A 14614-nucleotide genomic window follows, 5' to 3' on the forward strand; every position below is an offset into this window, starting at 1 on the left:
ACGTGGACGGGGGGCGTTGTCGCCGCGCCGCGGGGCCGCCCGGGCGCCGGCGTCGACAGGGGTTTCCGGCAGGGTGCCGGTGGTGGTGGTGCGGCGGCGAGCGGTGGCTCAGGCGACGGTGATGATGATCTTGCCGCGGGTGTGGCCCGGGTTCGGCACATCGCCGTACTCCAGGACCTCCGGGCCGCCGTAGGTGCGGTAGGTGATGGCCTTCATGGTGGTGACTCCTTGGTGTGGTGGTGCAGTGGTGCAGATCGCGGTGGGGCTCGTCAGGCAGCGGTAGGGGCAGCGGCCGGCTCCGTGGCGGGCAGGTGTTCCTTACGGGGTGCCTGCTGTCCCCGCCCGAGGCCCACCAGCGAGAGGGCCAGGACGAAGGCGAAGGCGACACCGGCCAGGGTGAAGCTCAGGGTGAACTGGCTCTCGGCGGGCAGCGGGGGCACTCCGGCCGGAAGGTTCTCGATGCTTCTGGAGGCGAGCAGTGAGGTGATCAGCGCGCTGCCGATCGAGCTGCCGACGGACCGGGAGATGGAATTGATGCCGTTGGCGATGCCGGTCTGGTGGGGTGGCACCCCCGTGACGATGAGGGCGGGCATCGCCGCGTAGCCGAGGCTGATGGCTGTTCCGACAGCCATTCCGGCGCCGATGACCGAGGGAGTCGAGGAGTGTGCGGCGGCCAGCCACGCGAAGCCGGCCATGCCGATCAACGCGCTGAGGGCGAGGGTGAGGCGTGGTCCGATCCTGCGGATCAGCAGGCCACCGAACTGGGAGGCGACGAGGGACGCGATGGTGCTGGGCAGCAGGTACTCGACGGAGGCGCGGAGCACGGAGGCGCCGAAGCCGTAGCCTGCGACGTCCCTCGGCACCTGCGCCAGATAGGAGACGCCGAGGAACTGGGCGAACATCCCGAATCCCACGAAGAGGCCCGCGAGGTTGCTCAAGAGCACCGGGCGGTGGAGGAACATCCTCATGTCGACCATGGGTTCGCGGACGCGGCTCTCGGTGAAGCTCCAGACGCCGGCCATGAGGACCGCCCCGGTGAAGCTGCCCAGCGTACGGGCGGAGGTCCAGCCCCACTCGTGCCCCTGGGAGATCGGCAGCAGCAGGAGAACCAGGAAGAGGCCGAGGGTGAGGGCGCCGAGTATGTCGGTGCGTCCGCCGGTCTTACTGCGGCTCGCCGGTACGAGGAGGACGACGGCGAGCAGGGTGACCACTGCGAGGCCGGTGGCCAGCCAGAACACGCGGTGGTAGTCGGCGCCCTCGCCGCGGGTCAGCAGGCCGGTGGTGACCAGTGCGAAACCGCTGCCGAAAGCCAGGGTACCGCTGACCAGCGCCATCGCTCCCGGCAGACGGTGGGCGGGGAGTTCCTCGCGGAGCACCGACAGAGCGAGCGGGAAGATCGCGGTGGCGGCGCCCTGCAACACGCGGCCGACGATCAGCCAGAGCAGCGAGTCGGTCGTGGCGGCCAGGACGGAGCCGACGATCATCACCGCCAGCACGCCGATGAGGGTCGGCTTCTTGCCGTGCTGGTCGCCGAAGCGGCCGAGCAGCGGGGTGAAGACGGCTGCCGAGAGCAGGGTCGCGGTGGTGACCCAGCTGACCTCGGCGGAGCTGGCGCCGAGGCTGTTCTGGATCAGGCCGAGGATCGGCACCACCAGTGTCTGCATCATCGACACGATCATCGCGGCGAGGCTCAGGGCAAGGACGACTGTGGTCTCGGCTCGGCGTCGGCCATGCGGCGGAGCGAGGGGTTGTGACACGGGTGCTTTCTCCGGTGCGGTGCGGGGGCGTCGTGGCGGGACTTCGACGGTGGGATTGGTCGAACGACTAGATGCTTGATGAACCCAAGCAATGGCTGAGACGGTAAGCCTCAATGGTTGAGGAAGTCAAACATTGATGCTCGCCTACACTTGGGGCATGGCCCACACCCCCGCCCCGCCCGCCGACCACTCCGCTGCGCAGGGCAGCGCCCCCGCCCACGACGCACTCGTGGAGCGCTTGGCGCGCGCTGCTGCCGGTTACTACCGGGATCTGACAGCGGCGGCCGCAATGCACGGGCTCACCATGACGCAGGCGAAGATGCTGATCCTGCTCCGGCAACCGCTGCCCATGCGCGCCCTCGCAGGGCGGCTCGCCTGCGACGCCTCCAACATCACCGGACTCGTCGACCGGCTGGAGGCGCGTGGACTGGTCTCCCGACACGCCGACGAGGCCGACCGGCGGATCAAGAACGTGGTCGCCACCGAAGAGGGAAGGGAGGCGGTCCGCCTCATCCGCGCCGACATGCGGGCCACCTCGGCAGCCTTTGCGCGTCTGGACGAGGAGGGTCGCCGCAGTCTCTACGAGCTACTGGGGCGCCTGCACCCCGAGGAGACCACCTGATCGCGGCCGGGCGCCGGCCGCTGCATGTCACCTCGATCCCGGCGCCCGGCGCCCGCGCCGCTCAAACCCCCAGCTGATCTCGTCAGTTCGTGCTCGCCGACCGTGGGCCTGGAGCCCCGACCGCCGAAGGCGTGCCGCGAGTGGGGCGAAGAGGTCTCCGGATCGGCCCGCCAGGTCATCGAACAACGCTGAACTCCGGCCCGGCGGCCGCCTGGCGGCCAGAGGGAGGAGAGTCCGGATGCGGACGAAGCGCGCCCTCGGAGAAGAGCGGCCCCCGCGAAGCGATCGGGAAGGCGGCCGGGTGCTCATGACGAGCTTGTCCCGGACTCGTCACCTGTGCATATGGGAAAAGGCCTGGGTTCCAGTAAAGGGGTAAATTGGCGTAAAGGGCGAATCAGTCGCCTGAGGTGCCCGAAGCCGTAGCGGCCGGGAGCGCGCAATGGATCCATGGCTGATCTGGTTGATCGCCGCAGGGGTGCTGGCGGTAGCGGAGATCCTCACTCTCACCGCTGCGCTCGGGATGCTGGGTGCGGCTGCGTTGGTCACGGCAGGGTTCGCCGCGGTGGGACTTCCGATGCCCTTGCAGTTCTTGGTGTTCACCGTCCTCGCTGCGGTCAGCTTGTTCTTCGTGCGCCCCATCGCGGTGCGCCACCTGCTCAAGCCTCAGGCCGAGCGGTTCGGTGTGGACGCACTGGTCGGCAAGGCTGCCTATGTCGTCTCGGAGGTGTCGGGCCTGGGCGGCAGGGTCCGCATCGGAGGCGAGGAATGGACGGCTCGTGCCTATGACGAGACGCTGGTCATTCCTCCGGGAACGACCGTCGACGTCATAGAAATCAATGGCGCCACCGCCCTGGTCTACCCCCGGGAGTGAGCCATGGACGTCTCGGCGTTGCTCATAGCCGGTGTGATCGTCGCGCTCATCGCCGTATTCACGGTGGTGCGGGCGGTACGCATCGTGCCTCAAGCGCGCGCTCGCAATGTCGAACGCCTCGGCCGCTACCGCCGCACGCTGAGGCCGGGTCTCAACCTCGTCATCCCCTATATCGACCGGGTCTATCCGGTGATCGACCTGCGGGAACAGGTCGTCTCGTTCAAGCCGCAACCGGTCATCACCGAGGACAATCTCGTTGTCGAGATCGACACCGTCCTGTACTTCCAGGTCACGGATCCACGAGCGGCCGCCTATGAGATCGCCGACTTCTTGCAGGGTGTCGAACAGCTCACCGTCACCACGTTGCGCAACGTCGTCGGTTCCATGGACTTGGAGAAGACGCTCACCTCGCGCGACACCATCAACAATCAGCTCCGTGGCGTGTTGGACGAGGCCACCGGCAAGTGGGGGCTGAGAGTCAACCGGGTGGAGATCAAGGCCATCGACCCTCCGCAGTCCATCAAGGACGCGATGGAGAAGCAGATGCGTGCCGAGCGCGACAAGCGGGCGGCGATCCTGGGGGCCGAGGGGCAACGGCAGTCGCAGATTCTCACCGCCGAAGGCGACAAGCAGTCCGCCGTCCTGCGGGCGGAGGGCAACCGTACCGCTGAGATCCTCAAGGCCGAGGGCCAGTCCCGGGCCATCGACGAGGTGTTCCAGGCCGTGCACCGCAACGATCCCGACCCCAAGCTGCTCGCCTACCAGTACCTGCAGATGCTGCCTCAGCTCGCCCAAGGGGCGGGCAGCACCTTCTGGGTGATCCCCAGCGAGGTCACTTCCGCGCTTCAGGGTGTGTCCCGCGCCTTCAGCGAGGTGCTGCCTCAGTCGCCGGCCACCCGTGAGACGTCCTCGGAGGACAGGGCAGCCGCCCAGGCCGCCGACGATGCGGCGCAGGCCGCGGAAGCCGCCGCCGAGGCCCTCGCCGACGCGGCCGAGGCAGACACCGGCCCGCCCCGCCCCCTCGCAGACGGTCAACGCCGATCACCGGACATGGAGTAGCCGTCGGGCATGTCCTTGCCGCAGCCGCACGGCGGATTCACCCTGTCGGACGGGCCGGGCGGGGTGTCCGCAGGCCCGTTCGACGTCAGGGCAGGCACCCTCGGCCCGGGCCGCTCGACGCTGGCGAAGACCACACTCGACCCGCGGCTGCCGGACGGGGCGTGGACCGCACAACTGTCCCTCGCCAGCGGACTCGTCACACGAGAGACCAGCGGTCGCATCACCATCGGCAGTCCGCAGCCGGCCCACCGGCGCGGTGGGACCACCCGGATGGCCATGCTCATGGTCGGCAGCCTCGTTTCGGTTGCCGCGACAGCGGTGATCGCGTACGCATACCGCCGCCGCAGCCGCTCCCGCTGACCGGGCCACCCCGCGCAGCGCGGCGGCACGCCGCATTCCCCTCTGTCGTACCTCCCGGAGGGCGTGCCAGCCAGAACCTGTCCGGTCGATCAGCTGTGTGCCGACATGGTGGGCCCCCTGCCCGGTGGGGCAGGGGGCGGCTGCGAGCGGCGTCGCTGCGGCGGTCACAGGTGCTTGCCGAAGAAGTCGGTCACCTCGGCGACGGCCGGCGTCACGGCCTCGTTCCTGTCGTAGAGGTCGACATGGGCCTACGCGGTGCGGGCCTGTCCGGACTGCTCGACCATGGCAAACCTCACTGTGCGCGCGAGGTGCCCAAGAGCTCGGGGTAGTGGGAGGCCGCAGCAGCCCGAGCGGCCTGCGTCGCGTCTCCCTCTAGGCGCATGTCTATGATCGCAACCTGGCTCAGCAGAGATGGCCGGGTCGGCTTGAACTCGCTGCGCTTGCGGGGTCGGGTACGCCCTTCGGCGTCGAGCGGCCCTGGGCGCCGGACTTCCGCGCACGACATGAGAGGTACAGCACGATGGTTGACCGCGACGCCCTGGCACTCGACGACCCGGTGGGCCAGTCACTCCGCGGCCACCACGCACATTTCGCCCGGCGACTCGGTCGGACTGCCACCTACCTGCCGGGAGTAGCGACCTTCTCCGCGGTGCCCGCCAACGCGGACGCGGCGGAATGGGCCGCCCTGGCCCGGCTGCTCGGTCCAGGTGAACTCGCCGACATGTTCAGCTCCCCGGCCGCTCCGCCGTCGGGCTGGGAGCCGGTCTTCAGCCTCGAGGGCCGCCAGATGATCTGGCCCGGCAGCGGCCGCCCCGATCACCCTCGTGCCGCGACCGACACCGGTGTCGTCGAACTGGGCGCGGACAGCGTGCCCGAGATGCTCGACCTCGTCGCGCGGGCCCAGCCAGGGCCGTTCTGGCCGCGTACCCACGAACTTGGTACCTACCTCGGCATCCGGGACAACGGCACGTTGGTGGCGATGGCGGGTGAACGGCTGCGGCCACCGGGCTGGACCGAGATCAGCGCCGTCTGCACCGCTCCCGAGGCACGCGGGCGAGGCTATGCCGCCCGTCTGGTCAGTGCGCTCGGCGCGCGTATCGTGGCTCGCAACGAACGTCCCTTCCTGCACGTGGCCGAGGCGAACACCGGCGCGATCGCACTCTACGAGCGGCTCGGCTTCAAGGTCCGCAAGCACGTGACCTTTTGGGGGCTCCGCACTCCCTGACGGCCCCGACCACGCACACCGCGGCGGATCGTCGCTGCGGCGCCGCGCCCATGAGTCGCGCCTGCAGGGCCCGTGGCGGCCTCGCTTCTGCCCGGCTCGTCGACCGCTACGGCCGCCCCGCCCTCGCGGCCGAGCCTCCGTCATCACGCTCCTCGCCGCAGGAATCACCGCCGCCGCAGCACCCGGGGACTCCGCCGGCCTCCGGGGCGCGGAGCAGCCAGGCCCCGGAACCGCTCCGACCGCCGGACATCGGTTCTGCGCTGTCGCGAATCTATGCCCGATCATCCCGATATGATCTGTTTCGTGATCAGGTCAGGACGGCTCCGGCGCCGCCATCGTCCGTACGGTGGCCAGCGGCAAGCCGTACTGCTGTCACCGGTGATCGTCACCGTTGTCATCGCCGGCCTGGCGTTCTCCACCCCGAGGGAGATCGCCTTCAGCCGCCTCCTGCCCGCGGCGCCCGCCCTCGCCGCCGCGTTGTGGCCCGTGCTCCCGACGGTCCTGCTGGGGGCGTTCTGCCTGATGATCATGATCGGACTCAGCTTCGTCTACTCCGATCTGGGGACGCCGTACACGGCTGCCGCGATCGTCGCGGTCACCTTGGCGGCCGCATATGCGAGCCATCTCCGACTCCAGCGAGAGGAGACGCTCTTCCAGGTACGGCTCGTCGCCGACGCGGCCCAGAAGGTGCTGCTGCGTCCGCTGCCGCACCGCATCCAGGACGTCGAGATCGAGTCGCTGTATCTGGCGGCCCAAGAGCAGGCCCGGATCGGAGGCGACTTCTACGAGGTGGCCGACACGCCGTACGGAGTCCGGCTGCTCATCGGCGACGTGCGCGGCAAGGGCCTGTCGGCGGTGGGGGCGGCCGCGGCGGTGATCAACTGCTTCAGGGAGAACGCGTACGACCAGCCCGACCTGAGGGGCCTCATCCATCGCCTGCAGATCACCATCGGCCGCGACAGCGCCGCGATCCCCGCTGATGACCAACCGGAGCACTTCGCCACCGTTCTGATCGCCGAGATCCCGCGCGGCAGCGGGCACGTCAGAATCCTCAACTGCGGACATCCACCACCGGTGTTCGTGCGGAGCGGGGAGGTCCACGTTCTTGATCCCGCCCTGGCCTCGACACCCCTCAATCTCGCGGCGCTCCTCGGAGACCACTACTACGTGGACACCGTCGCCTTCGGCCCGGGCGATCAGATGCTGCTCTACACCGACGGCGTATCGGAGACCCGGGACCGCACCGGCGAGTTCTTCCCGCTGCCGGACTGGATGCGGCAGCACACCGCGGCGCCGCCCCGTGAGCTGCTGGACCGGCTGCACGGAGACCTGCTCCACTACGGCGGCGGAAGGCTCGACGACGACATCGCGGCCCTCGCCGTGCGCTGCCGGCACACCCCGGCCCAGGAGGCCTAGCCCCACCTCGGGGGAGTGCGCGGCCGGGCCCTGGGCGTCGGCGGGCCGGGCGGTCAGCCGGGCGGCGCCGTCAGGTGGACGAGGATGCCGCACACCTCGTCCACGATCTCGCGGGCCTCACTCTCGTCCGCGCAGTCGCCCAGCTCGCGTGCCGCCCCGCCGATGACGGTGGTCAGCACTCTCACGCGAACCCGGCCGGCGCGTCGCTTCTCGTCCACCTCCAGGAGCCGGGCGTTGCGCCGTACCCACGCGCGGTCCCACTGGCGGCGCAGTGCGTCGAAGCCCGCGGGGCCGTCGTCCTCCAAGAGGAAGGAGCCGAGGCGCCGGTTGCCCCAGGCACCCTCCAGGTACGCCCTGGCTCCCGCCACGAAGAGGGCGATGGGATCGTCCACGCCACGGCCACGCTCGCCGGCCAGCGTCGCCGCGGTCCGGCGCTCCTGCTCCTCCCGGAACTCCTCCCAGAGGGCGAGGTAGAGCCCTCGCTTTCCGCCGTAGTGCTGGAAGAGGCTGCCCACCGGGATGCCGGCGCGTGCCGCGATCTCGGCGAGACCGGCCTCGGCGTAGCCGCGCTCGGTGAACACCTCCAGCGCGGCGTGCAGCAGGGCGTGCCGAACCGAGCCGTACCGCTCGGGGTGCCCCTCCGGCAGGCGCCTGCCTGCCTGCCCGTCCGGCCGCTGACGTGCCGCCTGCCTCCCGGTCGGCTCCACGATGCCGCTCACTGATCGTTCCCGCCTTCCCCGGCCCCGTCGCGGATGGCGAGGGCGACCAGCAGTTCCAGGAGGTCGGCGATCCGGCGCGGATTGCGCCCGGTGCGTTCCTCGATCCGGCGCAACCGGTAGTGCGCTGTGTTGTGGTGCACCCGCAGGCGGTCGGCGGCCAGCCGCAGGTTCAGGTCCGCCTCCGCGAAGGCCCGTATGGTCGCCGCCAGCATGTCGCCGCGTCCGCGGTCCTCCTCCAGCACCGCACGCACGCGGGGATCGACCAGCTGGCGGGCGAGGTCGTCGGCGCGCAGCGCCAGGTAGTCGAAGGGGGACAGGCGCGGCAGCGCCGCCACCCCGCCCCCGCTCGGCACCAGGTCGAGGGCGGCCCGCGCCTCCTCGTAGGCGCGTGGCAGTTCGCAGGCGCCCCGGGCGACGGTGCTGATGCCCATGGAGAGCAGAGTCCCCTCCCGGGCGAGCCGCCGCTGCACGGCCTCGAAGTGGGCACAGATGTCCTCCGCGTCCATACCGGTGCGCACCACGGGCACGGCCACCACCTCGCCATGGCGTACGACGACCAGGGTCCGGCCGGCCCAGGGCCCGGCGACGCTGAGGGACGCGCTGGTGGCGTAGCCGTGCTCGGCCGAGGTGAGGTCGACGGTGCGGGTGTCGCCGATGCACACGGCCACGACCGCCATCATCGGCGAGTGCGGTCCGATGCCGTACGCCTGCGCCGCGGCCAGCAAGGGACCGCGCGTCGGCGCCGCGCCGGCCAGGAGCTGGTCCAGGAGATCCCGGCGCTCCCGGTCCGCGTCCGCGACGACGTGCTGCTGGTACTCGACATAGGCCTGCGCGGCGTGGGTGCTGGCATAGTCGACGTACCGCATCAGCGGTGTGACGAGGGACAGCGCGGCCTGTTGTGCCTCGGCGGACGTGCCCGCGCAGTCCAGCAACGCGTCCCACAACACCTGCCGGCCGACCCTGAAGGCGCTGATCCAGTCCTCGAGGGCGAACCCCGCGCGCGCCCGGCGCATGGCTGCCGCGCGGCTGAAGACCAGGTCCTCGGGGGCGATGTCCTGGTCGCCGGCCAGCGCCGCCAGCTGCATCCGGTAGTGCGTGAGGACCTGGCCCCGTACGTCGTCGAAGAACCGCTCGTCCTGCAGCGCGTACGACGGGATCTCCGTGCGCATCACCGCAACGGCGGTCTTCGCCACCTCCTCGAGCCGGTCCTGGACGGCGTGCAGGATCCGGTGCCGCTCCCGGCTGAGGGGTTCGGAGAGTGCGGGGGAGCCCAGGGCGGGTCCGCGGGACATGGCGCCGATCGTCGCTGCCCGACTCGTGTCCCGTCAACAGGCTCGGCGGGCGAGATGTCGGGGCGACTGGGCGCGGCGCACAAGTCGGCGACCGCGAAGTTGGGTGCTCGCACCCAATGTGCGCCCGGAAGGCCCCCACCTACTGTGACGCTCGCCCAACCCCCCAGCACCTCGGAAGGGGCGTCATTCATGCTCGCGGTCGACGGTATCAGCGTGCGCTTCGGCGGGATCACGGCACTGGACGGTGTCGCGTTCTCCGTCGAGCCGGGCACCGCCGTGGGGCTCATCGGACCGAACGGAGCCGGTAAGACCACCTTGTTCAACTGCCTCACCAGGCGCTGCACCCCTGATGCGGGGACGGTGCGGTTCGAGGACGAGGACCTGCTCGCCCTCCCGCCGCACTCCGTCGCCGGGCGCGGCATCGCCCGCACCTTCCAGAACCTGGGACTGTTCCCGCGGCTCACGGTCCGGGAGAACGTCATGATCGGCGCCCACAGCCGGGGGCGCACCGGACACCTCGCCGCGGCGCTCCGGCTGCCCCGCGTCCGGCGCGAGGAGGCGGAACTGCGTGACCAGGCGGACGACCTGCTACGGAGGCTCGGCCTGGCGGACGTCGCCGACCACCCCGCCTCGGGGCTGCCGTTCGGCACCCTCAAACGCGTCGAACTCGCCCGGGCGCTCGCGGTACGCCCCCGGCTGCTGCTGCTCGACGAACCCGTCAACGGTCTCAGCCACGGCGAGGTCGACGAATTCGGGGATCTGGTCCGCACGGTACGCCAGGCATTCGACCTGACGCTCGTGGTGGTCGAACACCACATGGGATTCGTGATGGGCCTGTGCGACAAGGTGGTGTGTCTCGACTTCGGGCGCAAGATCGCCGAGGGCTCCCCGGAGGAGATCCAGCGCGACCCGGCGGTCGTCGAGGCGTACCTGGGGGTGGCGGCATGAGCGAGCCGACCACCGACCGCACCGAGGCCGGGCCGAGTGCGGAGCCGGACTTCCTGAAGGTCTCCGGCCTGCACGCCGGATACGGCCAGGCCCGCGTGCTCCAGGGGCTCGACTTCTCCGTCGCGCGCGGCGAGGTGTGCGCGATCCTCGGCCCCAACGGCGCGGGCAAGACGACAACCCTGCGCGCCCTGTGCGGCATGGTCCGCGGCCGAGGCTCGGTGACCTTGAACGGTGCGGAGCTGCTGGGCCGCTCCCCGGAGCAGGCGGCCCGGCTCGGTGTGGCGCACGTGCCCGAGGGCCGGGGCACCTTCAACGACCTGACCGTCGAGGAGAACCTGCGCATCGGCGCCCACCTGCGCACCGGCCGGTGGCGGCGGGGTCGCGCCGAGCGCGGGGCCGTGGCGGCCGACCTGGAACGGATCTACGGCTACTTCCCCAAGCTGCGCCAACGGTCCCGCCAGGCCGCCGGCAGTCTCAGCGGCGGCGAGCAGCAGATGCTCGCCATCGGCAGGGCACTGATGCTGCGGCCTTCGCTGCTGCTCCTGGACGAGCCGTCGCTGGGGCTCGCGCCGCTGGTCACGCGTGAGCTGTTCGAGATCGTCCGTGCCGTGAACGAGGAGGAACGCACCACCGTGGTGGTCGTCGAACAGAACGCCCAACTCGCGCTGGATGTCGCGCACCGGGCCCACGTACTGGAGGCCGGCCGCCTGGTGCTGTCCGGACCGGCCGACCGGATCCGCGAGGACGGGCAGGTCGCCGAGGTGTACCTCGGTGTCTCCGTCCGCTCCGGAAAGGACGGGTGAGCGCCGTGACCGAACTGCTCCAGCAAGTGGTGGAAGGGGTCGGCTCCGGCGCGGTCTACGCCAGTCTGGCGCTGGCTCTGGTGCTGATCCACCGGTTCACCGGGATCGTCAACTTCGCTCAGGGTGAGCTCGCCATGATCTCCACGTATGTGGCGTGGCAGCTCGTGGCGTCCGGGATGTCGTTCTGGCTGGCGCTGCCGGTCACCCTGGCGGTGGCCTTCATCGGCGGCATGCTGGTCGAGCGGATCGTCATCCGGCCCGTGCAGAACGCGCCCGAGCTGACGATGGTCATCGTCACGGTCGGCCTGTTCATCTTCGTCAACGCGATGGCCGGTCTGATCTGGTCGTTCACCGTGAAGGACTTCCCGCAGCCGTTCCCCGGCGGCGGGATCGACCTGGCCGGAGTGCGCGTGGACTGGTCGACCCTCGGGATCATCGCGGTCGTCGCCGCCGTGATGGGGCTCCTGTACCTGCTGTTCCAGCACACCTCCATCGGCCTGGTGATGCGGGCGGTCGCCTGCAACCCCGCCTCCGCCCGGCTGTCGGGCATCCGGGTGGGACGGGTGCTGATGCTCGGCTGGGGTCTGGCCGCGACGGTCGGCGCGGTGTCGGGCGTGCTCGTCGCCCCGGTGCTGTTCCTGGAGCCCAACATGATGGGCGGGGTGCTCATCTACGCGTTCGCCGCGGCCACCCTCGGAGGCTTCGACAGCCCGGTCGGCGCGGTCGTCGGCGGTCTGTTCGTGGGCGTCGCCGAGACGCTGGCCGGGGCGTACGTGGACGCGATCGGTGCCGATCTGAAGGTGGGAGTACCCCTGTTGATCATCCTGGCGGTGCTACTGGTGCGGCCCCAGGGCCTGTTCGGACGGGCGGCGGTGGAACGCGCATGAGCACGATCATCACCACACTCGGCACCGAACGCGCCCGGCGCCTGCGGGCCACGGTCACCGCGCTGCTCGCAGCGGCAGTCGCCGTCGGCGCACCGTTCTACTTCGCCCCCTTCCAGGTCTTCCAGTTGACCATGGTGCTGCTGTACGCCGTGGCGCTGGCCGGACTGAACCTGCTGGTCGGATTCGGCGGGCAGATCTCCCTCGGACACGGCGCGTTCTTCGCGGCAGGGGCGTACACGGCTGCGGTCATGCTCGACCGGTACGACACCGGCCACCTGGCCACGCTGCCGGTCGCGGCCGCCGGATGCTTCCTGCTGGGCCTCGGTTTCGGGGTGCCCGCTCTGCGGCTGCGCGGGTTGTACCTGGCCCTGGTCACGCTCGCCTTCGCGGTGTTCCTGCCGCCGCTGCTCAAGCGGCTCGAACCGGTCACGGGCGGCTCGATGGGCCTGACCGTGGACAAGCTGCAGCCGCCCGCGTGGAGCGGGCTGGCCGAGGACCAGTGGACGTACTTCGTCGTCCTCGCCGTCGCCGCGGTGGCCCTGCTGCTCGCCCGCAACCTGCTGCGGTCCCGGGTCGGCCGGGCACTGCTCGCCGTGCGGGACAACGAGAGCGCCGCGGAGGTCATGGGCGTGCGACTCTCGCTGCACAAGACCCTCGCCTTCGCCTGGAGCGCGATGTTCGCGGGTGTCTCGGGGTGTGTGTACACCTGGGTGATCGGCTTCGTCTCACCCGACTCGTTCAGCTTCGTCCTGTCCATCACGCTGCTGGCCGGCCTGGTGGTCGGGGGGCTCGCCTCGCTGTACGGACCGCTGCTCGGGGCGGCGTTCGTGATGTACGTGCCGAGCGTGGCCCAGGACATCAGCGAGGCGGCGCCCGGTGTGGTCTTCGGCCTGCTGATCATCGCGGTGATGTTCGTGGCGCCGACGGGACTGGCCGGCCTGGCGGCACGTGTCCGTGGCGCCGCCGCCCGCCGCCTCACCCGTACCACCAGCACCGACCGGACGCCTGACCCCGAACCCTCCGCGCCCCCCACCCCGGCGGACCCCTCACCTGCCGACGCCGAACCCGTGGGCGCTGCGCCCCGCACGGAAAAGGAATGACTCACATGCGCAAGACGACCTCTCTGCGGGCGGCCGCGGCCGCATCCGCCGCCCTGCTCCTGGCCACCGCCTGCAACAGCCAGCGAGCGCAGGACGACAAGAACGCCGCCGCCGACGGCGCGTGCAAGGGTCAGCAGACCACCGGCATCACCGACAAGACCATCAAACTGGGCGGCATCTACCCGCTGTCGGGACCGGCCTCCGCGTACGGCACGATCAGCAAGGGCGTGAGCGCCTACTTCAAGCACGTCAACGACAAGGGTGGCATCGACGGCCGCACGGTGGAGTTCACCGTCCGCGACGACGGTTACCAGCCGCCCAAGGCGGTCGAGGAGGCCCGCAGACTGGTCGAGCAGGAGAAGGTCTTCGCCGTGTTCCAGACCCTGGGCACCCCGTCCACGGCAGCCGTGTGGGACTACCTCAACAAGCGGAAGGTGCCGCAGCCCTTCGTCGCCACCGGCGCCTCCGTCTGGGGCACGGACGACAAGCACCCGTGGACCACCGGCTGGCAGCCCAACTACGTGGCCGAATCACGGGTGTACGCCAAGTACCTCAAGGACGAAAAGCCGAAGGCCGACGTCGCGGTCCTCTACCAGAACGACGACTTCGGCAAGGATCTGCTCGGCGGGTTCAAGGAGGCCCTCGCCGGCAGCGGCATCAAGGTCGTCGCCGAGGAGAGCTACGAGGTCACCGACCCCTCCGTCTCGGCCCAGATGTCCGGCCTCGCCCGCTCCAAGGCGGATGTGCTGCTGAACATCACCACGCCCAAGTTCGGCAGCCAGGCCCTCGCCGCCGATGCCAGGAACACCAAGTGGAACCCGTTGCACATCGTGAACAACGTGTCCTCGTCCGCCACCGTGCTCAAGCCCGTCGGGTTCAAGAACGTCCAGGGCGTGGTCTCGGCGACCTACTTCAAGGACCCGGCCGACCCGCAGTGGGCCGATGACGCGGAGATGAAGACGTACCGGGAGGCGCTGGGCAAGCACGCGCCGGGCTCCGACCCGGCCAACCAGTTCAACGCCTACGGGTGGGCCGCCGCCTCCAGCCTGCACAAGGCCCTGGACGCGATGAAGTGCCCGACGCGGGAGGGACTGCGGGACGCGGTGCGCAACCTGAAGGGCGTCGAGGTGGACATGCTGCTGCCCGGGGTCACCCTCTCCACCGGGCCGGACGACGCCTTCCCGATCGAGACGATGCAGCTGATGCGGTTCAAGGGCGAGCGGTGGCAGCTGTTCGGCAAGCCGGTGGACACCCGCAAGGAGTTCGGTTCCCCGGCGAACTGAGCGACACTGTTGGTGAATCCTGGGGCGAGCGTGACGTCGGCCTTCATGACCCGTTGTGGTCGTGAAGGCCGACGTTGCGTTGGGGGAGGGTGTCGGTGTCGCTGAGCGGGAGCCGCCCTCGGCCTCATCCTCTATCTGGCGCGCCGGTCCTGACCGGCGCGCCTTCCTGAGATCCTCCGCCTGAATTGTGGCTCTCGCCACAATTCAGGCTAAATGAACTCTTTCGTTGCATCGGTCACATCGCAGGACGGGCGTTCTGATTACGTTCGCAG

General features: G+C 70.2%; 14 protein-coding genes. 11 read left to right on the plus strand and 3 right to left on the minus strand.

Translation table 11 applies throughout. The features are described 5' to 3' along the window. Positions 1–269: 269 nt before the first annotated feature. Positions 270–1667, minus strand: coding sequence for an MFS transporter (locus ACWD0A_RS17865; protein ID WP_451299099.1), 1398 nt, complete (start codon positions 1665–1667; stop codon positions 270–272). A gap of 247 nt (positions 1668–1914) precedes the next feature. On the opposite strand from ACWD0A_RS17865, the gene ACWD0A_RS17870 reads away from it, so the two are divergent. The 6 genes from ACWD0A_RS17870 to ACWD0A_RS17895 all read left to right on the plus strand — a co-directional run bounded on the left by ACWD0A_RS17870 (position 1915) and on the right by ACWD0A_RS17895 (position 7310). Beyond that, positions 1915–2379: a MarR family winged helix-turn-helix transcriptional regulator gene (locus tag ACWD0A_RS17870; protein ID WP_451299101.1), complete on the plus strand. Its 465-nt coding sequence runs from the start codon at positions 1915–1917 to the stop codon at positions 2377–2379. Positions 2380–2818: 439 nt separating this feature from the next. Further along, positions 2819–3250 (plus strand): NfeD family protein, encoded by a 432-nt coding sequence (locus ACWD0A_RS17875; RefSeq protein WP_451299103.1) that lies wholly within the window; start codon positions 2819–2821, stop codon positions 3248–3250. Between the two features lie 3 nt (positions 3251–3253). Beyond that, positions 3254–4309 carry an SPFH domain-containing protein gene (locus tag ACWD0A_RS17880; protein ID WP_451299105.1) on the plus strand — a complete coding sequence of 352 codons (1056 nt, stop codon included), beginning with the start codon at positions 3254–3256 and terminating at the stop codon, positions 4307–4309. A gap of 9 nt (positions 4310–4318) precedes the next feature. Continuing rightward, on the plus strand, positions 4319–4669 hold the full coding sequence (locus tag ACWD0A_RS17885) for a hypothetical protein (RefSeq protein ID WP_451299107.1): 351 nt from the start codon (positions 4319–4321) through the stop codon (positions 4667–4669). A 520-nt stretch (positions 4670–5189) separates the two neighbouring features. Continuing rightward, positions 5190–5894 carry a GNAT family N-acetyltransferase gene (locus ACWD0A_RS17890; protein ID WP_451299109.1) on the plus strand — a complete coding sequence of 235 codons (705 nt, stop codon included), beginning with the start codon at positions 5190–5192 and terminating at the stop codon, positions 5892–5894. A gap of 303 nt (positions 5895–6197) precedes the next feature. Beyond that, positions 6198–7310 carry a PP2C family protein-serine/threonine phosphatase gene (locus ACWD0A_RS17895; RefSeq protein WP_451299111.1) on the plus strand — a complete coding sequence of 371 codons (1113 nt, stop codon included), beginning with the start codon at positions 6198–6200 and terminating at the stop codon, positions 7308–7310. A 53-nt stretch (positions 7311–7363) separates the two neighbouring features. On the opposite strand, the gene ACWD0A_RS17900 is transcribed toward ACWD0A_RS17895, so the two are convergent. Continuing rightward, complete coding sequence (locus tag ACWD0A_RS17900) at positions 7364–8029, minus strand: TetR/AcrR family transcriptional regulator (RefSeq protein ID WP_451299113.1); 666 nt, start codon at positions 8027–8029, stop codon at positions 7364–7366. Next, positions 8026–9321, minus strand: a complete 1296-nt coding sequence (locus ACWD0A_RS17905) for a PucR family transcriptional regulator (protein ID WP_451299115.1) — start codon at positions 9319–9321, stop codon at positions 8026–8028. The genes ACWD0A_RS17900 and ACWD0A_RS17905 overlap by 4 nt, the downstream gene beginning before the upstream one ends. 189 nt (positions 9322–9510) lie before the next feature. Here ACWD0A_RS17905 and ACWD0A_RS17910 point away from each other — a divergent pair, with 189 nt between their 5' ends. Genes ACWD0A_RS17910 through ACWD0A_RS17930 form a run of 5 tightly spaced genes read left to right on the plus strand, consistent with a single transcriptional unit; the run spans position 9511 to position 14342 of the window. After that, positions 9511–10269, plus strand: a complete 759-nt coding sequence (locus ACWD0A_RS17910) for an ABC transporter ATP-binding protein (RefSeq protein ID WP_451299117.1) — start codon at positions 9511–9513, stop codon at positions 10267–10269. After that, positions 10266–11072, plus strand: a complete 807-nt coding sequence (locus tag ACWD0A_RS17915; protein WP_451299119.1) for an ABC transporter ATP-binding protein — start codon at positions 10266–10268, stop codon at positions 11070–11072. Before ACWD0A_RS17910 ends, ACWD0A_RS17915 begins: the two co-directional genes overlap by 4 nt. Further along, positions 11069–11959, plus strand: a complete 891-nt coding sequence (locus ACWD0A_RS17920; protein ID WP_451299121.1) for a branched-chain amino acid ABC transporter permease — start codon at positions 11069–11071, stop codon at positions 11957–11959. Before ACWD0A_RS17915 ends, ACWD0A_RS17920 begins: the two co-directional genes overlap by 4 nt. Continuing rightward, a complete protein-coding gene (locus ACWD0A_RS17925; RefSeq protein WP_451299123.1) occupies positions 11956–13059 on the plus strand; it encodes a branched-chain amino acid ABC transporter permease in 1104 nt (367 codons plus the stop codon). Before ACWD0A_RS17920 ends, ACWD0A_RS17925 begins: the two co-directional genes overlap by 4 nt. A 5-nt stretch (positions 13060–13064) precedes the next feature. Next, positions 13065–14342, plus strand: coding sequence for an ABC transporter substrate-binding protein (locus ACWD0A_RS17930; RefSeq protein WP_451299125.1), 1278 nt, complete (start codon positions 13065–13067; stop codon positions 14340–14342). The last annotated feature ends 272 nt before the right edge of the window (positions 14343–14614 follow it).

Source organism: Streptomyces sp. NPDC002867 (assembly GCF_053591895.1).